The 25,289-nt window shown below is 42.9% G+C and carries 25 protein-coding genes, 2 tRNA genes and 1 rRNA gene; 11 read left to right on the forward strand and 17 right to left on the reverse strand.

From position 1 onward, the window contains the following. Window positions 1–107 precede the first annotated feature (107 nt). A 23S ribosomal RNA gene (locus tag QXW63_03105) occupies window positions 108–3,147 on the reverse strand. 304 nt (window positions 3,148–3,451) lie between these two features. Between QXW63_03105 and QXW63_03110 the strand changes: the two genes are divergently transcribed. Then, window positions 3,452–3,525 (forward strand) — tRNA-Thr (locus QXW63_03110). 579 nt (window positions 3,526–4,104) lie between these two features. Here the strand turns inward: QXW63_03110 and QXW63_03115 are convergent. Further along, window positions 4,105–4,410, reverse strand: coding sequence for a hypothetical protein (locus tag QXW63_03115; protein MEM3460885.1), 306 nt, complete (start codon window positions 4,408–4,410; stop codon window positions 4,105–4,107). A gap of 219 nt (window positions 4,411–4,629) precedes the next feature. Between QXW63_03115 and QXW63_03120 the strand changes: the two genes are divergently transcribed. From QXW63_03120 to cas1, 3 genes are all read left to right on the forward strand, one after another. Beyond that, the gene (locus QXW63_03120; protein MEM3460886.1) at window positions 4,630–5,496 is read left to right on the forward strand and encodes a radical SAM protein; all 867 of its coding nucleotides are present in this window, start codon (window positions 4,630–4,632) and stop codon (window positions 5,494–5,496) included. Between the two features lie 139 nt (window positions 5,497–5,635). After that, window positions 5,636–6,478, forward strand: a complete 843-nt coding sequence (locus QXW63_03125) for a V4R domain-containing protein (GenBank protein ID MEM3460887.1) — start codon at window positions 5,636–5,638, stop codon at window positions 6,476–6,478. Window positions 6,479–6,752: 274 nt separating this feature from the next. Continuing rightward, the gene (gene cas1, locus QXW63_03130; GenBank protein MEM3460888.1) at window positions 6,753–7,790 is read left to right on the forward strand and encodes a CRISPR-associated endonuclease Cas1; all 1,038 of its coding nucleotides are present in this window, start codon (window positions 6,753–6,755) and stop codon (window positions 7,788–7,790) included. 138 nt (window positions 7,791–7,928) lie between these two features. Here cas1 and QXW63_03135 read toward each other — a convergent pair whose 3' ends face one another. The 6 genes from QXW63_03135 to QXW63_03160 form a co-directional block, all read right to left on the reverse strand. Then, window positions 7,929–8,372, reverse strand: coding sequence for a hypothetical protein (locus tag QXW63_03135; GenBank protein ID MEM3460889.1), 444 nt, complete (start codon window positions 8,370–8,372; stop codon window positions 7,929–7,931). Between the two features lie 99 nt (window positions 8,373–8,471). Continuing rightward, the gene (locus QXW63_03140) at window positions 8,472–8,636 is read right to left on the reverse strand and encodes a hypothetical protein (protein ID MEM3460890.1); all 165 of its coding nucleotides are present in this window, start codon (window positions 8,634–8,636) and stop codon (window positions 8,472–8,474) included. Window positions 8,637–8,747: 111 nt separating this feature from the next. Beyond that, complete coding sequence (locus tag QXW63_03145) at window positions 8,748–9,011, reverse strand: hypothetical protein (protein ID MEM3460891.1); 264 nt, start codon at window positions 9,009–9,011, stop codon at window positions 8,748–8,750. After that, on the reverse strand, window positions 8,986–9,132 hold the full coding sequence (locus tag QXW63_03150; protein ID MEM3460892.1) for a hypothetical protein: 147 nt from the start codon (window positions 9,130–9,132) through the stop codon (window positions 8,986–8,988). The genes QXW63_03145 and QXW63_03150 overlap by 26 nt, the downstream gene beginning before the upstream one ends. After that, window positions 9,125–9,421 carry a hypothetical protein gene (locus tag QXW63_03155; GenBank protein ID MEM3460893.1) on the reverse strand — a complete coding sequence of 99 codons (297 nt, stop codon included), beginning with the start codon at window positions 9,419–9,421 and terminating at the stop codon, window positions 9,125–9,127. The genes QXW63_03150 and QXW63_03155 overlap by 8 nt, the downstream gene beginning before the upstream one ends. A 156-nt stretch (window positions 9,422–9,577) precedes the next feature. Beyond that, window positions 9,578–10,123 carry a hypothetical protein gene (locus QXW63_03160; protein ID MEM3460894.1) on the reverse strand — a complete coding sequence of 182 codons (546 nt, stop codon included), beginning with the start codon at window positions 10,121–10,123 and terminating at the stop codon, window positions 9,578–9,580. A gap of 279 nt (window positions 10,124–10,402) precedes the next feature. Here QXW63_03160 and QXW63_03165 point away from each other — a divergent pair, with 279 nt between their 5' ends. After that, a complete protein-coding gene (locus QXW63_03165) occupies window positions 10,403–10,603 on the forward strand; it encodes a hypothetical protein (protein MEM3460895.1) in 201 nt (66 codons plus the stop codon). A 161-nt stretch (window positions 10,604–10,764) separates the two neighbouring features. On the opposite strand, the gene QXW63_03170 is transcribed toward QXW63_03165, so the two are convergent. The 4 genes from QXW63_03170 to QXW63_03185 all read right to left on the reverse strand — a co-directional run bounded on the left by QXW63_03170 (window position 10,765) and on the right by QXW63_03185 (window position 14,372). Next, entirely contained in the window at window positions 10,765–12,705 is a 1,941-nt protein-coding gene (locus tag QXW63_03170; GenBank protein MEM3460896.1) for a NosD domain-containing protein, read from the reverse strand. Beyond that, complete coding sequence (locus tag QXW63_03175; protein MEM3460897.1) at window positions 12,702–13,034, reverse strand: hypothetical protein; 333 nt, start codon at window positions 13,032–13,034, stop codon at window positions 12,702–12,704. The genes QXW63_03170 and QXW63_03175 overlap by 4 nt, the downstream gene beginning before the upstream one ends. Window positions 13,035–13,158: 124 nt before the next feature. Continuing rightward, window positions 13,159–13,234: transfer RNA gene (locus QXW63_03180), tRNA-Gln, on the reverse strand. 22 nt (window positions 13,235–13,256) lie between these two features. After that, window positions 13,257–14,372, reverse strand: a complete 1,116-nt coding sequence (locus tag QXW63_03185) for a nucleotidyltransferase domain-containing protein (protein MEM3460898.1) — start codon at window positions 14,370–14,372, stop codon at window positions 13,257–13,259. Between the two features lie 213 nt (window positions 14,373–14,585). Here QXW63_03185 and QXW63_03190 point away from each other — a divergent pair, with 213 nt between their 5' ends. Next, entirely contained in the window at window positions 14,586–15,524 is a 939-nt protein-coding gene (locus tag QXW63_03190; protein ID MEM3460899.1) for a transcription initiation factor IIB, read from the forward strand. A gap of 14 nt (window positions 15,525–15,538) precedes the next feature. Here the strand turns inward: QXW63_03190 and QXW63_03195 are convergent, their stop codons facing one another. Both QXW63_03195 and yciH read right to left on the reverse strand, forming a co-directional pair. Beyond that, window positions 15,539–15,745 carry a hypothetical protein gene (locus QXW63_03195; GenBank protein ID MEM3460900.1) on the reverse strand — a complete coding sequence of 69 codons (207 nt, stop codon included), beginning with the start codon at window positions 15,743–15,745 and terminating at the stop codon, window positions 15,539–15,541. Between the two features lie 29 nt (window positions 15,746–15,774). Next, on the reverse strand, window positions 15,775–16,083 hold the full coding sequence (gene yciH / locus QXW63_03200) for a stress response translation initiation inhibitor YciH (protein ID MEM3460901.1): 309 nt from the start codon (window positions 16,081–16,083) through the stop codon (window positions 15,775–15,777). A gap of 126 nt (window positions 16,084–16,209) precedes the next feature. Between yciH and QXW63_03205 the strand changes: the two genes are divergently transcribed. From QXW63_03205 to QXW63_03215, 3 genes are all read left to right on the forward strand, one after another. Next, window positions 16,210–17,352: a saccharopine dehydrogenase family protein gene (locus QXW63_03205; GenBank protein ID MEM3460902.1), complete on the forward strand. Its 1,143-nt coding sequence runs from the start codon at window positions 16,210–16,212 to the stop codon at window positions 17,350–17,352. A 70-nt stretch (window positions 17,353–17,422) separates the two neighbouring features. Next, a complete protein-coding gene (locus QXW63_03210; protein ID MEM3460903.1) occupies window positions 17,423–19,513 on the forward strand; it encodes a vitamin B12-dependent ribonucleotide reductase in 2,091 nt (696 codons plus the stop codon). Window positions 19,514–19,588: 75 nt separating this feature from the next. Then, a complete protein-coding gene (locus QXW63_03215; GenBank protein ID MEM3460904.1) occupies window positions 19,589–20,980 on the forward strand; it encodes a nicotinate phosphoribosyltransferase in 1,392 nt (463 codons plus the stop codon). On the opposite strand, the gene QXW63_03220 is transcribed toward QXW63_03215, so the two are convergent. From QXW63_03220 to QXW63_03230, 3 genes are all read right to left on the reverse strand, one after another. After that, complete coding sequence (locus tag QXW63_03220) at window positions 20,977–21,519, reverse strand: hypothetical protein (GenBank protein ID MEM3460905.1); 543 nt, start codon at window positions 21,517–21,519, stop codon at window positions 20,977–20,979. The two genes, QXW63_03215 and QXW63_03220, sit on opposite strands and share 4 nt — an antisense overlap. Before the next feature lie 15 nt (window positions 21,520–21,534). After that, window positions 21,535–22,020, reverse strand: coding sequence for a hypothetical protein (locus tag QXW63_03225; protein ID MEM3460906.1), 486 nt, complete (start codon window positions 22,018–22,020; stop codon window positions 21,535–21,537). Window positions 22,021–22,082: 62 nt separating this feature from the next. Beyond that, window positions 22,083–22,397 carry a TIGR04076 family protein gene (locus QXW63_03230; GenBank protein MEM3460907.1) on the reverse strand — a complete coding sequence of 105 codons (315 nt, stop codon included), beginning with the start codon at window positions 22,395–22,397 and terminating at the stop codon, window positions 22,083–22,085. A gap of 133 nt (window positions 22,398–22,530) precedes the next feature. Between QXW63_03230 and QXW63_03235 the strand changes: the two genes are divergently transcribed. Continuing rightward, window positions 22,531–23,727 carry a hypothetical protein gene (locus tag QXW63_03235; GenBank protein MEM3460908.1) on the forward strand — a complete coding sequence of 399 codons (1,197 nt, stop codon included), beginning with the start codon at window positions 22,531–22,533 and terminating at the stop codon, window positions 23,725–23,727. Between the two features lie 3 nt (window positions 23,728–23,730). Further along, window positions 23,731–25,239, forward strand: coding sequence for a hydroxymethylglutaryl-CoA synthase (locus QXW63_03240; GenBank protein ID MEM3460909.1), 1,509 nt, complete (start codon window positions 23,731–23,733; stop codon window positions 25,237–25,239). Window positions 25,240–25,289 lie beyond the last annotated feature (50 nt).

Raw genomic sequence — 25,289 nt, forward strand, 5'->3', positions numbered from 1 at the left:
ACCACACTCCCAAACACAAACAAAAACAAAACATAACAACACCACACACAGACAAATCAACACACCCCTTTCCACCAATCACAAAATCGCCCAAACACCACCATTAACGGCCCAACACCTCAGGCGGTTGGAAGCCGCAGGCTAAACCAGTCGACCGAAGTCTTCCGGCGTACACCCCGGCTCCATCAAACCCATCTTCTATGGGAGCCCTCGTCCCCAAAAAAGGGGAATGGCTGCCTATTTTCGGGAGAGGCTTCGGGCTTAGATGCTTTCAGCCCTTATCCTCAGCGGCGTGGCTGCCCGGCGTTTGCCCTATCGGACAACCGGTAAACTAGAGGCCACAGCGTCCCGTTCCTCTCGTACTGGGGACCCTTTCCCCTCAGGCAGCCAGCACTCCCAGCAGATAAAGTCCGACCTGTCTCACGACGGTCTAAACCCAGCTCACGTTCCCTTTTAATAGGCGAGCAGCCTCACCCTTGGTCCCTTATGCAGGACCAGGATAGGAAGAGCCGACATCGAGGTACCAAGCCGCGGGGTCGATGGGGACTCTCGCCCGCGACGAGCCTGTTATCCCTAGGGTAATTTTTCTGACACATCCAGCCCCCACCAAAGGGGACATGGATGATCGCTAAGCCCGGCTTTCGCCCCTGGATCCCTTACTGTGGAGGATCCAGTCAGGCCGGCTTTTGCCTTTGCACTCTACGACGGGTTTCTGTCCCGTCTGAGCCGACCTTAGGGCGCCCTTGATATCTTTTCAAGGGCGTGCCGCCCCAGCCGAACTGCCCACCTACCGTTGTCTCAGCGCCCGAAGGCGCCGGTTAGAAACACGGTTGCAGAAGGACGGTGTTCCATTTTCGCCTCCCCCAGTTCCCGGAGAAACCAGGATCGACGGCTCCCGTCTACACTCTGCATCCGCAGCCGTATTCCAGCGGCAGGCTGCAGTAAAACTCCACAGGGACTTCTTTTCCCGCTGGGAGATCGTGGACTGTTCGTCCACGTTATGTGGATTCACCGGGTACTACGCGAGGACAGCGGGGCCCTCGTTGATCCATTCATGCACGTCGGAACTTACCCGACAAGGCATTTGGCTACCTTGAGAGAGTCAGAGTTACTCCCGGCGTTTGCAGGCCCTTAGCCCGGTTGTACCCAGGTTTCAGGTACCTGTACTGGCCAGGATTCAGAAGCCGTTCACACGCTTTCGCGCTTGCGGCTTCCTGTGTTTTTATTAAACAGTCGGGACCCCCTTGTCACTGCGACCTGCCATTCCAGCCAGAGGCAGAAACAGCAGGCACCCCTTATACCGAAGGTACGGGGCTAAATTGCCGAGTTCCCTCGCATTAGTGTATACCCGACACGCCTTAGGTTTCTCGCCTAGGGACACCTGTGTCGGTTCTAGGTACGGTCACGAAGAATCCTTCCCAGCGCCCTTTTCACTGGCTCCAGGAATCAGCTGAACCGCCCTAAACGGGCGGCTATTCCCGCTTTCACCTGGTTCTCGCCATTACGGCACTCCCCAGGCTTATACGGTTAAACAAGGCGACAGCCTTGCTCAGCCTACCCCAAAGCGTCAGACGCTAGGCTTGCGTTGCCGCGTGTATCTTCGTGGTTTCGGAATTTTAACCGAATTCCCTTTCGGCAAGGTCGGTTAGGCCATGCCTTAGGACCGACTTACCCCCGGCTGACGACCGTTGCCGGGGAACCCTGGCCCCTTCGGCGGAGGGGATTCTCACCCCTCTTTGCTGTTACTACCGCCGGGATCTGCACTCCTGACCGGTCCACTGGACCTCACGGCCCAGCTTCTGTCCAGCCAGGACGCCCTCCTACCAACACAGCGTTAAGCTGTGCTCTGAGGTATCGGTGGCTGGCTTAGCCCCGTCCATTTTCGGGGCCGTCAGCCTCGGCGGGTGAGCTGTTACGCTTTCTTTGAAGGATGGCTGCTTCTAAGCCTACCTCCCCGCTGTCTAAGGCTGACGACGCCCTTCGGTTTGACATTTGGCCAGCACTTGGGGACCTTAACCTCAGTCTGGGTTGTCCCCCTCTCGGTCCGGGAGCTTACCCCCCGTAACCCGTCTCCTGAGGTCTACGGCGCTGGTGGATTCGGAGTTTGAAAGAAAAGCGGAGCCTTTCGACTCCTTACTTTCCAATCAGTGCTCTACCCCACCAGCCATCTCGCTCAGGACTGGGCTGAGACCCACTTTGGAGGGAACTAGCTATCACCGGGCTAGATTGGTCTTTAGCCCCTAGCCCCAGGTCTGGAGAACGAATTGCACGTCAGCACCCTTGCGGGCCTCCACTAGGCTTTCGCCTAGCTTCGCCCTGCCCAGGGCTAGATCGCCCGGTTTCTAGTTTTCACTGCTGTGACTCCGAGCCCTTTCAGACTCCGCGCCTCGTCCTCTTGCGAGGATTGCGCGCTTGTTGGTTTCCCTATGCCTTCGGGTTTAAGCCCTTAGGCTTGCCACAGCCGTGAACTCCCCGGCCCGTGTTTCTAGACGGAACGTGCAACCCTGGTCCTCCTCCCTCGTACTGCCGTCTCGCGACGGTTTCCTTTGGGAGGAATCTGCCCTTCCGGGCTGCACACGTCTGTAACCGTCTGGTTTCAGGCACTTTTCACCCCCCTTCCGGGGTACTTTTCAGTTTTCCGTCACCGTACTAGTGCGCTATCGGTCTTGAGGCGTATTTAGTCTTGGAAGTTAGTGACTCCTAACTTCTCGCACCCAAACCAGGGTACGATACTCTGGGATTCCAGCTCAGCTCCTTCTGGTTTATGCTTACGGGGCTTTCACCCTCTTTGGCGGGCCTTTCCAGGCCACTTCGGCTTCGCCAGTGAGGAGGAAGCTGGACCCGTAACACTACATCTCCCGCAGGTTTCCCTGTGGGATTTGGTTTGGACTTTTCCCTTTTTGCTCGCTGCTACTAGGGGAATCCCAGTTGGTTTCTTTTCCTCCCCCTACTAAGATGCTTCAGTTCGGGGGGTTCCCGCTCCCATGTGGGAGCACCACGGTTCCGAAGAACCATGGTAGGAAGTCCCATTGAGGAATCCCCGGTTCTAAGGCTGCATGCGCTTACCCGGGGCCTTTCGCGGTTTGCCGCGCCCTTCTTCAGCGCTCAAGCCGAGCCATCCTCCAGACGGCGTAGCATGTCGGGCCTTTTGGCGGTGTTTGTTTGGCGTTTGATGGTGAAACCTTAACGTGGGTGTGTGGATTTGCCTGTGCATGGTGTCATTATGAGCGTTTGTTGCTCATTCACCGCTTCGCTCCCTATCAAGGTGATGGGGAGGTGCATGTTTTTGATGGCTATAGCTTAAAGTAATGTAGCCAAAATATTTCTGAAGTTGCTTTCGCACATATAAGGGTTACGTCGTAGGTATTAAGTGTTTTTGATTGTGGTTTTTGATGGTTAAGGTTTTTATTTTTGATGTTAGGAATAATGCGTGTGCGTATTGCGCGTGGTTGCCTCGGTAGCTCAGCCAGGTAGAGCAACGGCCTTGTAAGCCGTAGGTCGCGGGATCGACGCCCGCCCGAGGCTTTTAATGCTTTTGTGCTCTGTAGCGTTAGACCCCTCCCTTATATATAAGTTGAACTTCTTGCTCTTCTGTGTGGTTTATGTTTTCTTGTGAGTAAATATTTGTTGTATTTTGTTGTTGCTGTGGTCGTAATTAGAAATGAAGTGTGGATTTGAATCCCATTCATGCATCTGAATTAAGGTTTGCTTTGAGGTTATTTTAGCTGGCTTGATTTTGGGCGTAGGGCATGTAATGTGCTTAATATAGACTAAGGTTTCTTTGCAAAGGATATCTGCATTGATAGACTGATAGTTTGTGTTTGGTTAAATAGTTGGTGTTTACCCATGCGTTTATTCGTCTATCATGTTTTAAACTTTCAAAAGAATACTAATCGTTTTCATTCACTTGTAGTTTTCCGTCTTTATGTAATATTGCATTAGCGGAGCTAGCTATATCAAGAATTCGGCGTTGAGTCTCTGTTAGCTGAGCTATTTTTTTCTCATTTTTGGAGAGCATATCAAGTATTTCGGTTAGGGTTGCTCGGTGAATGGCGTAAATTCGTCCATTAATCGTTACTACTTTGGCATCATCCTCAATAAGTGTTAGTAGTCCATTAATTTTATTACTGCCTCCTGGAAATTTTTTCCCTTGGCAATACTTTGAGTTAGTTCTATGACCCCTTCCTTGGCAAGCTTTTCTCTAAACAATTCCAGAGACTTGCATTCTTCATCTTCGAACCATTGTAAAATCGTCTTTCTTCTTGATATTTTGGCGAGTGTCGCACCAAGAGCAAGAGCTGTGAATGTTGAGAGAAAAATGGCTAGGCTGTATTCTTTGATCATGGCGAAAATTACTCCTACTGTTCCAGCTGCCAATAAATCCACCGCTATGAGCGTCTTTAACTGCATACAATCCCCTCTTTTTTTGTTGTTTGCAAAGTAATTAGTGTCGGTTTAACATAGTGCACGATTGGATAGTTTAAAAATATTACTGTAAAAGAACGACTTGACAGTTTTAAATGACAGTATAAACCTAACCCCCCGCACCATATTCAAATTCCGTTAGTAGATTAGGGAGCGAATGGTTTTTGTTGACGTTTTATCCTAGAATGTTCACAGTGAAATCTTGTGGCTTTGATTTCCAAATTTGACCCTTGGCGTTCTAAGTTTTGTACTTGTCCGCCTAAATTGACCTTTAATCCCTATACTGGTTGTGACCATCATTGTGTTTACTGTTATGCCTCAAGCTATATTCCAAAGTTTCATGATTGCAGACCAAAAAAAGATTTAATTCCAAAACTAAGAAGAGAAGCTACCCGCCTAAAAGGAGAAATAATCTCAATTTCCAATTCTTCAGACCCCTACCCTAACTTGGAAGAAAAAACTGGTCTAATGCGGAAATGCTTGGAAATTCTAACCCAAAGCAACTGTAAAATTCAAATAATAACAAAATCTTCATCAGTCGTCAGAGACATTGACTTTTTACGAAAACGTCCTTCCATGGTTGCTTTAACCATCACAATAGAAGACGACGACACTGCAAAAATCATCGAGCCAAATGCGCCGCTCCCATCAAAACGTTTGAAAGCCGCAGAAGAACTAGCCAATAAAGGCATTCCCGTGTGTGTACGCATAGACCCAATAATTCCACATATAAACGAGAACAGTGAAAATCTCATCAGAACACTCGCACAGATAGGTGTCAAGCACATAACAGCCTCAACATACAAAGTAAAACCAGATAACTGGAAAAGATTCAGTGCTGCAATGCCGAAAACCGCGGAAAAATTAAAATCACTCTATTTTGAGCAAGGCGAAAAAATAGGGGGATACTTTCTTCTGCCTAAGGAATTACGGCTAAAATTAATGAAGACTCTGGGCGCAATTGCTGAAAAATACAATATAAAATTTGCAACTTGCCGAGAAGGCTTAAGTTATTTGAACACTGCAGCATGTGACGGTTCATGGATGTTAACCGAGTCAAAAATAGACTGAATTTAAGCTATATAAATGAACTCTTATAAACACACTTACTTGTGTCTGTGAGGTTAACTTTTTGGTTATTTATTTTCAGTTAATAAAGTATATATGTCGTAGCGTATCTTGTGGAAAGTAACTACTGTGGGTGGTCAAATTGTGCACCTACCAACTCATCTGGAAAGGTGTGCAGCAAACAACCCAACAATATTACGAACCGTTAAACATGGGAAGAATAATACTTTTTGACAAAAACCAAAAAATTTACGGCATCATTATCCAATCGAAAATAGAGCAGGGTGTGCTTCGAAAAATCGCTGAGTTGGCAGAAAAACTCGGTGTTATAGTTCGATACATTCAGATTTCCATGCCAAAAGCACATGAACCCACGATCACTGCAATAGCATTTATAGATTTCTCAAATTCAAAGACTACTCCAGAAAAAGCTTTGGAACTTGTTAAAAAACAAAAATTCATTAAAACTGCTCATATTATAAAACCAAAAAGAGAAGGCATAATTTTTGATAGTTACTTTTTTCCACTAATCGCAGAAGATGAAAGAGCTGTTATATTCCGGAGGTCGGTTTACGAAGCATTATTTAATGGTGTCAGAAGAAAATTTGGTTCAGCAGGCGAAGCCATGTTATATTATGAAGGATTTGCAGTAGGTTTTGAAATCTATGACAGATACATGAAAGCTGCCAATTCAGAAAATCTGGAGGATATAGTCGAAGTTGCAAAAGCAGTCAACATGACACTAGGCTGGGGAATAATTGACAAAATAAGAATAGATGTAGAAAAAAGAGCGGCTCGAGTGCGAATACACCAAAATTTCGAATGCGAACTAAGCGAAAACAACGGAAAACCCTACAGCCAATTCTACAGAGGCGCGATTGCTGGACTTTTCACCCGCTTCTTCAAAAAAGACGTGAAAGTTCAAGAAACCAAATGCATTGCAAAAGGAGACCCATACTGCGAATTCACCATCAAAAGCCTCTGAAATATCAACAGTGTTAAAATTTTTATCCCAAACCCAAACCCAAAAAAATCGGAAAACCTACGGTTTTCCATACCTTTCCCTTTTTGAAAACTTAAAGTTTAAAATTTGGTGTTAGGTGTTTAGGTTATTTGGGAATAGGACATGGGTTAAATGGGTTTCTGAAAACCTATTTCTCTTATCTCCAATTAGAGAAACCCGTGTTCTATTCCCTTTAAATTGAAAAAGAAACTTTTATTAAAGCGGTATTTCCTAAATAACAATGGAGATAAGAGAAATGGGAAAAGAGAAAGCAGAAAAGATTATTCTGTCTGATTATGGATGTTTTTTGGGAATGCAGAAGGGATGTTACATTCTTAAAGACAGACATGGAAACATAAAGAAGTTTCCACAGTTAGAAGCTGAAATCGGAGAAGTTGTTTTGATGAGTGGAAACATGGTTTCTACGGGTGTTTTGGCGTCTTTTGGTTATTGGGATATTGACGTTTTGGTGGCTACTCGGAACGGTAAACCCGTTGCTATACTTAAAAGTTTAGATGATGACAGTCACGTAAAAACTAGAATTTGCCAGTATGAAGCTTTTAAAAATGGAAAAAGCATTGAAATAGCCAAAACAATTTTGAAAGCTAAAATTGAAGGTCAAAATCAAATACTTAAGAAATACGGGTTGAAACAGCATGATATTGTTGGTTTAAGAGAAAGGATTAATGCTTTAAAAAGCAAAAAAATAATGGAAATTCGCAGAAAATTAATAGGAATTGAAGGAAAACACACCAAAAAATACTTCAACCAGATTTTTCAGTTGTTTCCAGAACCTTTAAGGGTTGAACGCAGACGGTCATATAAAGCGTATGACGGAATTAACAACCTTTTCAATTTGGCTTATGAAATACTCTATTACAAATGTTATCAAGCATTAATTAAAACTCATTTAGAACCTTTTCTAGGGTTTGTTCACGCATTGGAATATTCAAAGCCGAGTTTAGTGTTGGATTTCCAAGAAGTTTACCGTTATTTGGTTGATGATTTTGTAATTGAGTATGCTCAAGACTTAAAGCTTAAAGACTTCATAAGCAAAACAGAAATTGTTTCGAGAGATAAGCTGGGAAAACGCATTTATCTTAACAATGCGAAAACTAAAGATTTTCTTGTTGAATTGCATGGTTATTTTAAACGTAAAGTAGATGTTCCTAGAATAAAACATGGTTTTAAATGTGAAATTGAAACGTTAATTTTTGAGGAGGCTATGCTTTTGGCTAAATATTTACGGAATGAACGGCAAAAATGGTTTCCTAGAATAGTCAACCTTTCGTGAATGAACGTTTACCAACCAACCAGCAACCAACCAATAAAATAGCCTGTTCTAAGACACTTTTAAACAACAAAACAAAAACTAAACGTTCAGAAATTCAAATAAAAACGGGAAAAAACGGAATAATCGGTTGGAATAGAGTTAAACGTATTCTTTTTGTTGTTTTTCTTTGTCTTGTTCTTTGATTAACCCGAAAATTTTAGCCCAAGATTCCATTCCTTCAAAAAGCCATTTGACAAATGGGTTGTATTCTGGCGTGAAAATGTGTAGTGGTGTTGGTGGAAGTTTTACTTGCTGTTTTGGTTGTTGTGGTTGTTCTGGTTGCTGTTCTGAAACGAATTCTTGTTCTTGTTGTTCTGGTTTTGGTTGTGGTTCTGAAAAGAATTCTTGTTGCGGTTCTGGTGTAATTTGCTGTTCTGGTTCTTTGGTTTTTTCTATTGTTGAAGGTTTTTGTTTTTCTGGTTTTTCTAATGTGAACACGTGTTTGTTCTTGCATCTATAACGTTGTATTCCGTCTCTTTTTCCGTGTTTGATTGCTTTTTCTCCGCATTTTGGACATTCAACTATTAAGCATTCTTCGGTCATGTTTAATCATCTCTGTATATAGCCCTATTAGACTAGTCAAAAGCATGGGAATTTTGCCACAGTTGTGGCACAATTGGGTTGAAGTCTGAAAGGGAATCATTAGATAATCACATTTTCTATTTTGTCTGCAATGATTGAAGCTTTTTCTCTGATTTCTTTGGGAATCCATATTCTTTTGGGAATGTTTGTTCCGTAAATGTCAGCTAGACAAAATGCTAAGATGTTTGTTTTATCGCATTTTCTAAGTTTTGTTTTTGCAACCATTTTTTTACCGTCTGGACTGAAAGCATACAGCCAATAATTGCCTTCGTTGTCTAAGTAGATTTTCCAGCGATGAACGTGTGTTAGGAAAAGAAGGTTTCTGTTTTTGCGGTATTAGTATTCTGTTTTTATTGGTTTTGATGTTGTATAAACTGAAAGTTTTTTGCCTTCTGGCGTGTTGTGTAAAATTTCAACTTTTAGGTTCTCCGTAGTTGTTGTGTCTTCTTTGAATTCTGGCGGTTCTGGTTCTGGCATTAGGCTTTCGAGTTTCTCTTGTGTTTTTGCTTTTTTAATGTATTTGCTGAATTGTCTTCGGGTTATTTTTTTGTTGATGTAGTCTGTGAAGGGTGTTTCAGTTTTGGTTTTTTTCTTTGTCATTTTGCAGTTCCTTCTTTTCCGTTTCATGTTTGAGAAGGCTTTTAGCCATGAGTTTTGCTGAAAGCTCAACGGCTTTTTCTCTGATTTTGTCTTTTCTGGTTGTTTCTGTTTTGTTAGACAATGTAGGCTAGTCTCCTTTGGTTGTTTTGCTCGTAGTATTCGCTTGTCTGGATTAGTATGCACAGCATTTTTAGGAATTCTTTAGGTTTAAAACGGAAAATTGTTGTTTTGTTGACTTTCCAATAGATACATTTTTGGGTTAAGTAAACTTCCGTGTTACCTGCTTTTTGTTTTCCAATTATGTTTTTTGGTAGTTTTTTGACTTTTTGAGTTTTAATTTTTATCGGTTTTTTGGGTGGAATTTGACCTTTATAGAAAAGTTTATAAAGGTTCTCTTGCTTACTTGTCATTTGTCTATCATTCCTTTTCTTTTTGTAAAGTTTTTAGTAAGTCTCCGTTTTCTGTTTTGGAATGAAAAGGTTAAAGAGCCATTTGAAAAAGTCTGCGATTGCATTTAGTATCATGCTGAAAAAATTAACTATTGCGTCGAACATTATGGTTTCACCTTAAATGGTTGTGTATCTTATTGCGAAGCGTTCTCTGATTGTTATGTCCAGCAGTAATTTGTTATTGACGTTGTCGTAGTCAATTGTTACGCCATCTGTGTCTGGTTTAAAGTATAATTCTATGTAACCGTCTTCTTGAGCAAACACGAAAGGAACGTTTACGCCAAGCTTCAGCAAATCAACTTTGCTTCTGTCAGTCGGAGAAGTCTTATTCATATAGGCTGTTCTTTTTTTGGTTATTATTTGTTTGCGAGTTTTGGGTGCGTTGCTCAAGACTATTTTAACTTCTCCTTCTATGTCGTTGTTTGATGAATCATGCAGTTCTAGATGGAATAATCCGCCTATGTATTGGTCGTATATTTGCGGTCTTTTTCCTACTGCTACGAGTGTTTGTTTAGGTATTTTGTATTCTCCGATTAGCGTGTAACCTTCATAATCAGCAAAACCTATTCCTTCACCCATTTTGTCTTTTAAGCATTGCACATCTTCTTTTAGGAAGTCAAATTGGGTTAACGTTTTGCTGTATTCATTGTAATTCACTGGCATTTTTTATCACCTTTTATTTTTTGTTCTTTTTTCTAGGACTAAACGTCCCAATCTATAATTTGTCAATCAGATATATAAACAATTCGATGTTTTTCGAACTATGGGAATTTCCCAATATTTTATTCGAAGTCATATCGTATAAGTCAAATGATACAACACATATCTCACAACTAAAACCAGAACCTCACCCTTCCCTAACCCTTTCCGATTTTTTTGGGTTTGGGTTTGGGTTTGGGTTAAAATTTTTATATTCAAACACAACAATAAGAAAAATAATAGTTGCTACTTTGGGGCGCGAAAGCGCCTATGACCGGCGAAGGAAAAGGCAAAATCGTCGACAGAGGCAAAAAATACAGAAAAATTTTCATTTACATACCCAAAGAAGTCTCCTCTGACACAAGCTTCCCATTCAAAATAGGCGAAGATGTAACCGTAAAAATCGAAGGAAAAAAACTAATCATAGAGAAAAAACAGCAATAGAACCCAACAATCATATAATTACATTCAACCCATCAGACAAACATAAACAAATAAGGGTAGTTCCAGACCTCTTTCTAGAATTGAACCCATACCAATTTCTAGTTTCTATTTTGGTTTTCTCTTGGATCTAGGCTTGAATAGTGACTCTGTATTTCTTCGAGCTATGGGTGAGCAATTTCGGTTCTGTGTGGTTCGTTTTTGGACTTACTCCCCGTCTTTAAATCATTCGTCTGTTTTGTCAGAGCGGCATCGGAGCGCTTGCGATGCTTGATCTCAAATATTCCAACGACGACAAACAGCAGAATCAAGAAAAGCAACAGGTACCAAGGTACTACAATGATATTGCGCGCAGAATGCTCATAGAAGAAGTAGAAGTACACGTTTTCGGAGTCAGTGAAATTGCTGAATTGGACTTTGGTTCCGTTGATGAAAATGCTGATGTTACTCTGCCAAAGTTGCTGATAAACGAGTTTGGGCACGGTGATTCTACAGAAACCGCGTGTGCCTTCTGAGCCTTCCACATTGAAGCTTATCGCCTTCGCAGTTTCAAGATACTGGAAGCCTGACACTGTTGAATTGCTCTCGATGTCAACTTGAAAGATGTTTCCCGAGACGACAATGTCGTACTCGTGAATTTGACCCATCAGAGGATACTTGTCTTGTGCTTCTCCCGAGATGATGTAGTACGGGAAGCCTACACCCGTGGCTTGTGAGTCAACTCCCACATAGTCACTCCAAAAGTTGCCTCCAGAAGGGTATCCGTTGTCAAATGTGTTGTTTGAGCCTGAGACAATCACCAGCTGGCGAGGGCCTTGTAGACCGGGCTCTTGTATGAAGTTGTTGTGATATACCACACAGAACCAAGATTGATTCAAGTACAAGTTAGCTCCGTAGTAATTGTACATTAATGTGTTGGCTATCACTCTGGTGTTGTTTGACATGGTGAGTATGACGCCATAGGTACTGGAAGCTATAATGTTTCTGTAAATCGTGCAATTTGGAGACGCCACAAGTTCTATGTTGAGCCCAGGGTTATTTATGGCGACGTAGTTGTCTCTGATTATGTTTCTTGGACTATTGCGAAGTAGTATGCCTTGCCGGTTGGCCGTAATGCTATTGTTTGCGATTGTGGAATTTGTTGTGAATGCTAGGAGAAGGCTTTGCCCGTTATTTGTGAGGTTCAGGTTCTGAACCGTTATATTCGTGCAGTTAACGAGTGCAACGTATCCTGCATCATTTGGAACAGCAAGATTGTGCTTATCAACCCAGTAGTAGATTGGTCTTCCGTCGATTTTATTAGATGTGTCAACGTCATTTATGAAGTTTGATAAGTCGCCCTGCATACTCAAATTAAAGCTTCCCTTGTTCTTTTCCATCATGTTATTTCTTAATGTCATATTGCTGCCTCCAAGAACCAGTCCATAGGGAGCTATTGAGTCGTCTCCTAACGCTCTGGCAATGCTCGCAGTGTTGCCCGTAATATTGTTGTAAGTTACAGTGTTATTGCACCCGTTTATCACGAACCCCACTGCGCAGTTTTCCGCAACATTGCTCTCAACAGTAGCGTTGAAAACATTAAGAACGATCCCTCTGTTGGAACTGTTTGCAATGAAGTTATGGCTGATTATGTGGTTTGTTCCAGAGAATTCTAGCGCCAGCGTATCTCCAGCTGAGTGGATAGAGGCTTCCTGCTCGGTCCAGAAGTGTACGAGTCTGTTAGAGTCCACAATGGTTTGGTCGCCGTTCCCAATTATTCCATGTCTGCAGTTTGTCACATTGTTCGCATAGATACTGCAGTTTGAACCAGAGTACTGAATGGCATCTTTAGCACCATTCACCACATTTTCCCGTATAATGCAATCTGTAACATTGATAAGCCATATTCCATGGCCCAATGAACCACTGTCCAAGTAGCGGTCGCTGCAGTTAACTATGTTCTTGCTGATTAAGTCTTGAGAACTGTTCTCGACGCGTATAGCGCCCAAGTTGACAGTGTTTCCGATTATGCTGTTGTTTTGACCTGTCGAGAAAATTTCGTCGGGGGGATAATCTAAGCCGTGTATACTGCCCGAAATCGTTATTCCACTTATAGTTGTATTCATGCACTCAGCTGCCGTGACGCTGCCGAAACCATTAGATTTTCCACAATGACTCCAACGCGACCATTTACGTTGATTGAGCCTTGAAGCGTATGATTGTTGCCGTTGAAAACGATGTTGTCCCGCAGAATCTCAATGTTGGAATCCAACATATCGCCGATGACGATGTAGGTAACATTGTCGCTGGATGTTATGGGCGCGGTAACTGGAAAAATCGAACCATCAGGATTTATATAGACAGTTGTGGTTGCACGAGAAATCTTAACAGCGCAACCCATGACCGAAAGAGATGAGACAAGCAACATTAGGATAATAGGCGACGGCTTCCCCAAGTCGATCGTCTCTCACTAAATGTAGCGTGACTAACAGCTAATAACTTTTTTGATTTAACTGGTGGTGACCCGTTTTTCCTCACTTAGGACAGGACATCTAGCACAAGTGGTCAAGATCTATCGTTGGTAGCCCGGGAGAGATTCGAACTCTCGTCGGCGGGTCCAAAGCCCGCTATGCTTGTCCGCTACACCACCGGGCTTCTGTTCGGCAAAGTCTTTCAGTTAACTCTTTCTTAAGTGATTTTTGATTAAAACTTTCCTATCTCGTCGTATTTTAAGCGTTATTTCTCGGGTTTTCTCGATAGCCCGCTTCGCTTCACGCGTGTTTATGTCAGCTAATTCAAAAAATTTTGTTATGTTCTCATAGTTTTTCGGGTTTTTTTCTCCGAGGCTTTTCAAAGAGCGCATCATAGTCGTGTAGTCAACTTTGACTTTTTCGATTAGTGATGTCAGCCAGACATAGTTTTCAACAATGTCAATAAGCACGTTGTTTAGGTAGTGTGTTGTTTCAGCGAGTTTTCCGTTTTCAATTAGAGAGCTTGCACGTAATACCATGCCATTAAGAAAAGCGGGAGACAGATAATAATTCAGTTTAGTCCTAACCTTAAAGTGTGCAGACTCCAAAACCGGAAGATTCTGCAAGGCTGTCACTCTTGCTTCGTCCCAAATAAGCTTGAAAAGACGTAGTTTTTCTTTGACACTTTCATTATCCACCTTGTTCAACCTTGACATTTCCATGTACTCCTTAAACAAATCGGACATTTCCAGTTTTGCCGCTGAAGTTTCCAATCGCTCTATAAACCGGCTGTTCGAGAAAGGCTCAAGAGCAATTTCAACCAAAACTTTCAAAATGCTTTCTAAGGCGACAGCGGCGAAAAGATAAGCGCTTTCAAAATCTTCTCTTGAAAAGGCTGAGGTTGCACGGCTCAAGTATATATCTGAATCTACGACGTGCGCTTCTGTTCGAATGTCAACACGCTCAGTTGAGTTGTAGAATTTAGTCATCAAAAGTTTAGTGTTTGTCAAAGACCAATCCCTATCATAGAGGATTTGCATCTCGTAGAGTTTTTGGTCTATTTCGGGAGGAATTGGACCGTGAATCCACCGTTTCGGAACATGGTCTAAGTCTATAAGTAAACCAGCTGCGTCGATTCTTTCTACATACTCGTAGTTGAAGCTGCTTTTGTCGAGAATTAATAAGTCAACATCACTTGACGCTGAAGCTTCGCCTCGGCTCCAACTTCCAAACAAGCCTATACCATAAACGTTTTCTTTAACCCGCAACTCAGCAACGGTTTTCTCCAGTGTTCTGCGTATTTTTTCTGGAAGCTTCAACACTTAAACCACTCTCCTTCCTTTATAGTTAGTAGTTTGTGTAAGTATTCAAAATTTGTGAAATGGATACTCCTAAAAGAACCGTAAAACTTATATATTAAAACATTTCATCTGAATAGGCACACGGGGCCGGATGTACTGATTTCTGTTCCCGAAGAATTTGATGAGGAACCCGAAAAAAGTGACGGTTCTCCAGCAATATTGGAGTGAATAAAAATGAGTAAAAAAGAAGGCGGAGCCCGTCAACGTCTAGTTGACAAATGCCCAGAATGCGGAAGCGCAAACCTTGTTCATGATTACGATACTGGCGAAACTGTCTGCGGCGACTGCGGACTTGTCTTGTATGAGCAGATGATGGACAAAGGACCTGAATGGCGTGCTTTCACCCAGGAAGAGAAAGCGTCAAGAAGTCGCGTTGGAGTGCCAACGTCATATTCAGTGCATGATAAAGGCTTGTCAACAGCCATAAGCCAAGTTGACAGAGATGCTTTCGGAAGAAAGCTTCCGTTATCTACGCGTTTGCAGATGTGGCGTCTTAGGAAATGGCAGATACGTTCGAGAGTGCATTCCTCTGTTGATAGAAATCTTGCTCAAGCGATGGCTGAACTTGACCGTTTGTCGGATAAGGTTTACATTCCACCACCGATAAAGGAGAAAGCGGCTGTTATTTATCGTAAGGCTTTGGATAAAGGTTTGGTTCGCGGTAGGTCAATTGCCGCGATTGCGGCTGCTGCGTTGTATGCTGCGTGTCGTGGAAGTGGGACGCCTAGGACGCTTAGGGAAATCGCTGAGGCAAGTTTGGTTGATAAGAAGGATGTTGCGCGTTGTTATAGATTGTTACTTCGTGAGCTTGATGTGCAGATGCCGATTGCTGACCCGTTGACTTATATTTCAAAGATTGCCGAGAGAACAGGGATTTCAGGTAAAACGCAGGGAATTGCCATACAGATTTTACGTGACGCGAGAAAGAGACGGGCTGCGGCTGGTAAAGACCCTATGGGTTTGGCTGCAGCAGCATTATACATTGCTTGTTTACAGAATAACGAGAAGAAAACGCAGAAGGACATTGCTGAGGCTGCGGGTGTTACGGAAGTTACTGTTAGGAACCGCTACAAGACTTTGAAGAAACAGCTTAACTTAGAGCTTCCAGACTAAGCAAGAATATTTTGTTAACTCTCTTCTTCTTTTTCAAGTTCCATAACTAAAATGCCAACGTATCCACAATCATCGCATACGTACTTTCTAGGAGTCAACCAATAATCTAGACTGCTTGACAAATGAATTTTCGAGCTTCCGCATCTTGGACAAAAAATCTTTGAGGGTTTCCTACGCTTCAGTGTTCCGAATACCTCTCGTAGATTCTGCAACAGTTTCAAATTGGGCTTACTCCTTTACTATGCGGCAGTTACTGCAGCTCTATATTTTCTGCGGGATATCCAAGCTTTATCAGATACTGGTGAACTTTCTCGCGGTGGTCTCCCTGCAGCATTATCTGACCATTCTTTGCTGTTCCGCCACACGCGCAATGACTCTTCAGCTTCTGCGCCAAACTTGCCAAATTCGAATTCTTGTCATTTATTCCGTCCACTATGGTTGTTGGTTTGCCAAATTTGCGTGTCTCAAGCCGTATGCGAATTCGCTGTTGCTCCTTCTCAATTTCACTGCATACGCACAAGTCTTTGGGAAGCCCGCATGTCGGACAGATTTCAGCCATGATGCTCAACCCTAACAATTACCGTGGGAGTATATAAGATTTTCAAATCAATCCTCTATAATTAGAATACATTTCAGACCTTTTTCTAGTAAGACTTTAATCCATTTAGCCCCTTCATAATGCCCCATGAAAGCGCTTGTGCTAGGTTGCGGAAACATAGGCTCCGCTGCAGCAGAAGACCTTGCAAAAAGCCTAAGCTCACTCGAAATCGTAGTAGCCGACAAAGACGAAAACAGAGCAAAAAAAGTCGCAAAAAAAATAGGCAGAACAAACGTCTCTTGGGCTCAAATAGACGCAGCAAATCAAAACAAACTAGCCAGTTCCTTGAAAGGCTTCGACGTTGTAGCAGGGTTTTTACCAGCAACGCTCGGCTATCGTTTAGCAGAAGCGTGCATAAACGCCAAAACCAACCTAGTTGACGTGTCCTTCATGGAAGAAAACCCATTAACACTCAACAATAAAGCCAAAAAGGCTGGCGTAACCATCATTCCAGACTGCGGATTCGCTCCGGGAATAAGCAACATCCTCGTAGGAAACGCCGTAAGAAAACTGGATAGGGCTGAAAGCGTGCACATAATGGTTGGTGGACTCCCAGAAAAACCCGTCCCACCATTGGGCTATACGATAACATGGTCGCCTGAAAGCCTAATCGACGAATACACGAGAAAAGCCAGAATTGTTAGAAATGGCAAGATTGAAGAGGTGGAAGCCCTAAGCGGATTGGAGCAAATCGAATTCCTAAACGTTGGAAAACTTGAAGCGTTCTATACCGACGGTCTAAGAAATTTGTTGGACACCATAAAAGGCGTGGAAGAAATGTGGGAGAAAACGCTCAGATATCCCGGACATGCGGAAAAAATCAGTCTGTTGCGAGCTTTAGGCTTCTTTGAAGAAGAACAAGTTGAAATAGAAGGCATTCGATTGTCGCCGAGAAAACTTACAGCTAAGTTATTTCAACAGAAACTTTGTAAGCCAGAAATCGGAGACATCGTAGCTTTAAAGATGGAAGTTTCCGGCGTTAAAGGAAGCAAACATGTGCGTCGTATTTACCATTTGGTTGACCATTACGATTCAGTTCATAATGTGACGGCGATGGCGAGAACCACAGCCTATCCGGCCTCAATAATTGCGCAGTTAATGCTTAAAGGCGCTATAAAAGAGAAAGGCGTGGTTCCGCCTGAACTGTTAGGAATGAATGAAAGCGTTTTTCAAGAATTCTTGGATGAATTGGTGAATAGAGGAATACGGATTAGAGAGGAGATAGCTTAGGTTCACTGGTAAAACCGCGTGTTTCTGGAAGCTTTATATTGAAATTAGCGCAATTTTGAGTTGACCACACATGGTTATCGCTAAGATAAGGAAAAGAGACGGAAGAATCGTTGATTTCGACGCTGGAAGAATCAAAAACGCGATTCACAAGGCTTTTGTCGCAGTTGAGCTTAAAGACGGCGAAAGAGCGGAAAGCATAACCAGAGAAGTTGTTAGCCTTTTGGAGGAAAAGTTCAAAGAGCAGATTCCTTCTGTGGAAGACGCTCAGGATTTTGTTGTTGAGGTTTTGAGGAAGAGAGGTTACGAAAAGGTCGCAGTGGAGTATGAGACTTACAGGAAAAAGAAGGAAGAGATAAGGGCGTTAAGAGAAGAGTTCAGAATAGAGCCAAAACTGACGGTTAACGCGTTAGAAGTTTTGAACCGAAGATATCTTTTGAAGGACGTAACTGAAAAGATTGTGGAAACCCCAGCGCAGATGTTTGGCAGAATTGCGCGGGCCATTGCCAAGGTTGACAAAAAATATGGTGAAGATTCAAGGGAAAGCGAGAAAACCTTCTACGAGATGATGACGCGATTGGAGTTTATTCCCAATTCGCCGACGCTTTTTAATGCTGGAACAAAGCTAGGTCAACTTTCCGCTTGCTTCGTTTTGCCAGTTGAAGACTCTTTGGAGGGCATCTTCACCGCAGTGAAAAACACTGCTTTGATTGAGAAAAGCGGTGGCGGAGTTGGTTTTGACTTTTCAAGACTGCGACCGAAAGGCGACATTGTCATGTCAACGAAAGGGGTCGCGTCGGGTCCGGTGAGTTTCATGCGCGTTTTTGACATGGCTACTGAAGTTATAAAGGCTGGAGGAAAACGCAGAGGCGCTATGATGGGAATTTTGAGAGTTGATCACCCAGACATTTTGGAATTTATAACTTCTAAGCAGAAACCAGGATTTCTTTCGAATTTTAACATTTCAGTCGCGGTTACTGATGATTTTATGAAAGCATTAGAGGAGGACGGCGAATATTGGCTTGTTAACCCTCGAAATAAGGAGAAAACTGCGAAGCTTAAAGCCAGAAATGTGTGGGATTTGATGGTTAAATCTGCCTGGGCAAGCGGCGACCCGGGGGTCATTTTTATTGATGAAATTAACCGGCATAATCCAACGCCAGAAGTGGGAAGGATAGAATCAACTAATCCCTGCGGAGAACAACCGCTACTGCCATATGAATCTTGCAATTTAGGGTCTATAAATCTTTCAAGAATGGTTGAAGATGGAAAGATTAAATGGGAAAAACTAAGAGAGACGATAAGAAATGCGGTTCATTTTCTCGATAATGTTGTAGACGCAAACAAATACCCACTGAAAGAAACCGCGAAGATAACCAGAGCCAACAGAAAAATCGGTTTAGGTGTCATGGGCTTCGCGGACATGCTCATAAAACTGAAAATCCCATACAATTCCAATGAAGCCTTGGAACTTGCTGAACGGCTAATGAAATTCATCGAGGAAGAAGCGCATAAGAAATCCCAAGAGATTGCCGAGAAAAGAGGGTCGTTCCCCAACTTTGAAAAAAGCATATGGAAAAACAAGTATAAAGCGTTCAGAAACGCCACAGTAACAACGATAGCGCCTACTGGAAGCATAAGCATAATAGCCGGCTGCTCCTCCGGAATCGAACCAATATTTGCAATCTCTTTCATAAGAAACGTTTTGAGCGGAACAAGACTTTTCGAAACTAACCCTCTATTCGAGGCAATAGCAAAGGAAAGAGGATTCTATGATGCAAAACTTCTTGAAGAAATCGCGAAAACAGGCTCTGTTCAAAAGATTGACAAAGTCCCAGAAGACGTTAAGAAACTCTTTTTAACAGCCTTAGACATTGCACCTGAATGGCACGTGAGAATGCAAGCGGCCTTTCAGAAATACACCGACAACGCAGTTTCAAAAACCGTTAATTTGCCAGCTAATGCCACTGTTGAGGATGTCAGAAAAGTGTATGATTTAGCTTGGAAGCTGAAATGTAAAGGAGTCACGGTGTTTCGTTACGGTAGCAAACCAGAACAGGTCCTCTATATAGGTGAAATAAAAACTCCGGAAGGAAAATTCATTTCAGCAGAGTCAGAATATGCTGGCGGTTGCCCAACCCAAACTTGCCCATTTCCAAGCTGAAATAATTAAAATTCATGCATCAGTAAGAAACTTTAAGATATGCTTAACGGAAACTTTGAAAAAGGGATGAGATGCGTGAGTCAAAAGTTGGATTTTGTGTGCGAAGAAGACGTGAGCATGTTCACTGACTTGTACGAGTTAACAATGTGCGCAAGCTATTTCGACAACAAAAAATTTGAAACAGCCACTTTCGACCTCTTCATAAGAAGACTGCCGCCAAATCGCTCTTACTTTTTATTTGCTGGTTTAGAACAGGTTCTGGCTTACCTTGAAAAAGTAAGATTCAACGAAAAGCAGATTGACTTTTTGAAAAAACAGGGGTTTAAGGATGACTTTCTCGATTACCTTAAAAAATTCAAATTTACAGGCGAAGTGTGGGCTGTCCCAGAGGGCACCGTGGTTTTTCCAAACGAACCCTTGATTAGAGTTACCGCACCCATAATAGAGGCTCAACTAATAGAAACCTTCATTCTCAACACTGTCAACCTGCAGACAACAATAGCCACGAAGGCTTCAAGAGTCGTTAACACCGCAAAAGGCAGACCAATCATCGAGTTTGGTTTAAGAAGAGAGCATGGCATAGATGCGGGAATGAAAGTAGCGAGAAGCAGCTACATAGCAGGCTGCAGTGGCACTTCAAACGTTCTCGCGGGAATGAAATATGGCATTCCAATTTTTGGCACTATGGCGCACTCATTCGTCATGCTGTTTGATAAAGAAATAGACTCGTTTAGGGCTTTCACGAAAACTTTCCCAGACAAATCCACACTTCTGATTGACACTTTCGACGACATAAAAGGCGCAGAAAAAGCAATCATCGTTGCGAAAGAGCTTGAAGCGAAAGGATTCAAACTTCGCGCAGTGAGACTGGACAGTGGAGACTTGGTGGAAATAAGCAAGAAAGTTAGACAACTCTTAGACAAGAACGGCTTGAGGTATGTGAATATTTTTGCAAGCGGAGACTTAGACGAATATAGAATAGAAGAACTGTTAAAAAAAGACGCAAAGATTGACGCTTTCGGTGTTGGAACTAAAATGGGAACTTCATCAGACAAGCCATATGTAGACATCATCTACAAACTATCCGAGAAAATGAACGAAAACGGAGAGCTTTCGCCCATAATGAAACTGAGCAAAGGCAAAGTCACACTTCCAGGCAAAAAACAGGTTTTCCGACTTAAAGATGCTGAAGGCAACTTTGTGAAAGACATAATCGCCTTGCATGACGAAAAAATAGAGGGAGAACCGCTTCTCACGAAGGTTATGGCTAATGGCAAAATAGTTTGCAGTCTCCCGTCGCTGGATGAAATAAGAAAAAAAGCCACGGAAAACGTTTCAAAGCTTCCGGAGAAGTATAAGAAGCTGAAGGGTGCGCCGCGTTATCCTGTCATGCTTAGTCCAAAGCTAAGAAAGTTAATGAAGGAGTTAAAGAAGCGAATAAAGGAAAAAGAAATCGTTAACTTTTAGCTTGCTGTAACAGCCGAAAGGAGATTTATGAAGTCGACTTCTATTATGGCTGCGATGAAGAATATGCCGTAGATAAAAGCCAAGTCTTTGATGGTCATTGTGCGGCTTAATGTTTTCTTTAGGGTTAAGTATATGCCGTAGCCTTCAATGATACCCATTGGCGTGCTTACTAACAAAATCAGAGGCAAGTCTTCAACGTATACTCTGCCATAGATGAGGATGGCTCCGCGCAGAATGCTCAAAAAGAGAATCATTACAGTAAAAGCTATTGCGAAAGTTCTCGGATGTTCAATCACGATTCGTCCATGCTTTTCTCTCTTAAAAAAGTCCAAGAGAACTAGGTTAACGTAAAACGTCATTCCAAGCAATATCAATGATACTACGAGGACGTTGTGAACGAAAAGCATGAGAACCGCTAAAAGCTGGTTGCGTGTAATGTCGCCGACTATGTTAAAGAAAAACAGGTTCTCATAGTATGAAAGCGCTAAAAAAACTAAGAAGGCTAATCCTAGGAGCGCCGTAGCCTTTTTCGAGTCCAAAGCATTTTAACGCTCCTAAAGAGAAAAGATAAATGATGGAAACAGGAGTCTCCATAATTCCCATATTTCTTTTATTATTCCAAAAATTAGAGCAAGAAGTATAGCAACGACCAAGAAAATTATCATAGCCAATAAGCCAACAGCAATTGCTCCAAGCCAACCAGTCTCGTAAAGACTCTTGATAAGAAGCAACCACACAAAAATACTCAAAATCAGCGAGATGAACGAGTAAGAAATAAACAAAAAGAAAACCGTTGACAAAATCGTTCCAAGAAAGGAAATCAAAAAGGCGTCTCTAAAACGAGCACGTCTTCCACCAACAACAATTAACCCCGCAACATAAAGAACCCCAGACAGAACCAAAAGCTGGACAAGGAAGAAAATTAATGGAAACAGAATCTGAAACTCTGAAGGAATGAGGTTCCACCAGCCACCTCTTCCATCAGCAGCCATAGCTACGAAAAAAATAATGAAAACTTTCAAGAGATGCGCGATTGCCATGTAAACCACTCAATGCCTAGCCCTATTAATGGAACAAAATAAAAGTTTTATGAAGCATACGACTAGATTTTCTCCCGTTTTATTTCGAAGAGCACAGTTCCGCCGCCCGTGTAAGGTTTCCCCGGGTCCAAACATTGAAAATAGCCTCTCTCGCCTTCTTCTTTCGCTAAACCCAACTGCTTAAAGCTTATTCCGTGACTTAAGGGAACAATCATAGAAAGCATACAGCCTAAAGCATGAATGCAAAGATTGTCAGTTTCACTAACGGCTATTCTGGGCGAGTCTACAACTATTTGTTCTCCAACCTTATGGACTGGACAGTTTCCACGCACTTCTTTAACGGTAATAACCAAACGGTACTTACCAGTTTCGAACATGACATTCACCTCATCACATTCAATATGCTTATTAGCATGAGTTATGAAGTTTTGGAAAACGCCGAAATGGCAAACACTTAAAAGTTATCATGAAACGGATATTTGATAATTGAGAGGAAAAGGTGCAAAAACAATGCAAAATCGTCCAGCCATAGTTGCTGCTGGAAGAACCAAATTTGGAGAACATTACGAGAAGGAACCCGAAAAACTAATTGAAGAAGCATGGCTTAAGGCGTCTGTGGAAGCTGACATAGAACGCAAGGATTTAGAAGCATGCTACCTATCAGACTATTTTCTCCCAATCACGAACAAGCTTGGACTCGAAGAAGGCTTCCTTTCAGAACTCACAGAACTACACGTGCCCATGGAAGTAACCCGCTCCTTCGGCTCCGCACTATCAAACGCCTGCAACGCAATACAAGCCGGAAAATACAATGTGGTTCTAGTAGGCGGCATAGAAAAAATGACAGACCGCTGGGACAAAATCCGAGACGACCTCATGCTTCTCGAAGACCCATGGAGCTACTACGCGGGATGCACGCCAGAAGCAAACCATGAGCTGATGCTTCGAGCTTACATGAAAGAATACGGAATAGCAGGTGAAGACTCTGAAAAACTAAACATTGCCTTAGCACAAATCGCAGTGAAAAACCACTTGCATGGAACAAAAAACGAGTATGCACAGTATCAACGAAAAATAACCGTTGAGCAGGTTTTAAACGCCAGAAAAGAAGCCCGAAAACCCTTGGGACTTTATGATTACGCGCCAATCTCAGACGGCGCCGCAATCATTATTCTCACGAGCGAAGATGTTGCCAGAAAATTCACGGACAAACCAGTCCATGTTCTCGGCTCGTCTTCAGCAACAGATTACTTAACCTTTCCGGCAAGAGAAGATTTAACGCATTTTCTTGTAAGCGAAATTGCAATGAAAAACGCTTTGAAAATGGCTGGGGTGAATTTGTGGGATATACAAATTGTGGAGCTTTATGACCAGTCCACGGTTATGGAGATGGTTTCGCTTGAGGATATGGGATTCTGTGAACGTGGAAAAGCGTGGAGAAGCATTTACGAGAGCTGTCAAGATTATAAGGGCTATTACGAGATTGATGGAAGGAAAATTTTTGTGAACATGAACGGTGGCTTAAAAGCGGATGGAAACCCACTCGGCGCCACGGGCGGTGCCCAGATTTTTGAAGTTGTTAAACAATTAAAGGGCGAAGCTGGCGAACGACAAGTCAAAAGCGACAAAGAACTCAAGTATGGCTGCGTGCTGGAGCTTGAGGGATTCGGCACTAAAGGCTACGTTTACGTTTTAGGGAGGGATTAGTAAATGAGTAGCGAACCCATAGAAAGAAGAGTTTCCTATCTTGGCGATAGGCTTAGAGGAAGACGCTGCCAAATATGCGGAAAAGAATATTTCGAATTTAGAGACTACTGCGGAAATTGCGGAAGAAAAAGCTTCGGAAAAATGGTTGACATAGACCTTTTCTACGAGAAGGGCAAACTTGAAATATGCACACTTGTGAATGAGCCAACAAACAAATTCACAAAACTGGGAAGTTACATTTACGGAATAGTTTCATTTCACGATGGGAAAATACGGGTTCCGGGCAGACTGACGGATCGCATGATAAAGCAAGGGGAAAACATTGATTTTTCGGTTTTGGAAGGAAGAGAAGTTGTTCCAAGGTTTAGAAGGCGTTATTCAGTGGATAGAAGCGACGTTATTCCAACAATTTCTTTGGCGTTCACCTTCGCAGACGAATATTACCCCTACCAAGAATACACTGTGGCAAAACCTAACAAGGAATACGACAATCCAGGAATAGTTGGCTACGGAGTTTACACGTCAAAGTTTAGGATAAGGGAAGGAAACATTGAACGTTCAGTACCGTTCATTGACGAAGACTCCATAACTGCGGCTGTAGAAGCTGGAAAAACAGCACTGATTCATTCAGGCGTTGACAGTGCGCTTGTCGGCAAAATATACGTGGGCTCCGAATCTAACCCTTACGCTGTCAAGCCCATCGCTTCCAAAGTGGCACAAGTGCTAAAATTGGGCGAGGAATGTGAAGATGTGCAGGGAGTAGACGCTGTCGACACGGAGTTTGCATGCAAAGCTGCAACAAGCATGTTTAAAGACGCAGCTTCGCTTGTAAGTTATCCCAAATCAAACATCCAATACGCCATGACCATAGGCACTGACAATTCTCAAGCGGCACCAAGAGACTGCCCCGGAGGCGAGTTAGACCTTTTCGTCGGCTTCGGCGCTTGCGCTTACATTTTTGGAAAACATGATGTCATAGCCGAGATTGAAGGGTGGTACTCGTGCACTTCGGACACTCCGGATTTCTGGCGAAGAGACGGCGAACCGTACCCAATGCACGGTGGACGCTTTACCGGAGACCCAGCTTACTTCAAACACATCAGAAAGTCAGCAAAGAAATTGATGGAACGGCTTAGCTTGCAAATCAGTGACATCGACTATTTTGTTGCTCACCAGCCCAACGTTCAGTTTCCAGTACGCATCGCGAAGGAGCTTGGATTTAAGGAAGAACAGTATTTGCCTTCATTGCAAGTGGCAAAGTTTGGCAATACGTATTCTGGTTCTTCGCCTGTTGGTCTTGCGGCAGTCTTGGACATTGCTAAACCTGAAGAGCGCATTTTAATTGCGAGTTATGGTTCTGGTGCTGGCAGCGACGCTTACTCGCTTGTCACTACGAGTCAGATAACGGATAAACGGAAACGGCAGAAGTTGACGGTTAAGTATCAGGCGGAAAATCCGTTCTTGGAATATGTGGATTACACAACGTATAGAAGATTAAAACTTGGAATGTAAGCAAACTTTAATAGTGATAGAATAACAAGTTACCAGCGGAGTCTAAACTA

It is taken from the genome of Candidatus Bathyarchaeia archaeon (assembly GCA_038873195.1).
Lineage (GTDB): Archaea > Thermoproteota > Bathyarchaeia > Bathyarchaeales > Bathycorpusculaceae > DSLH01.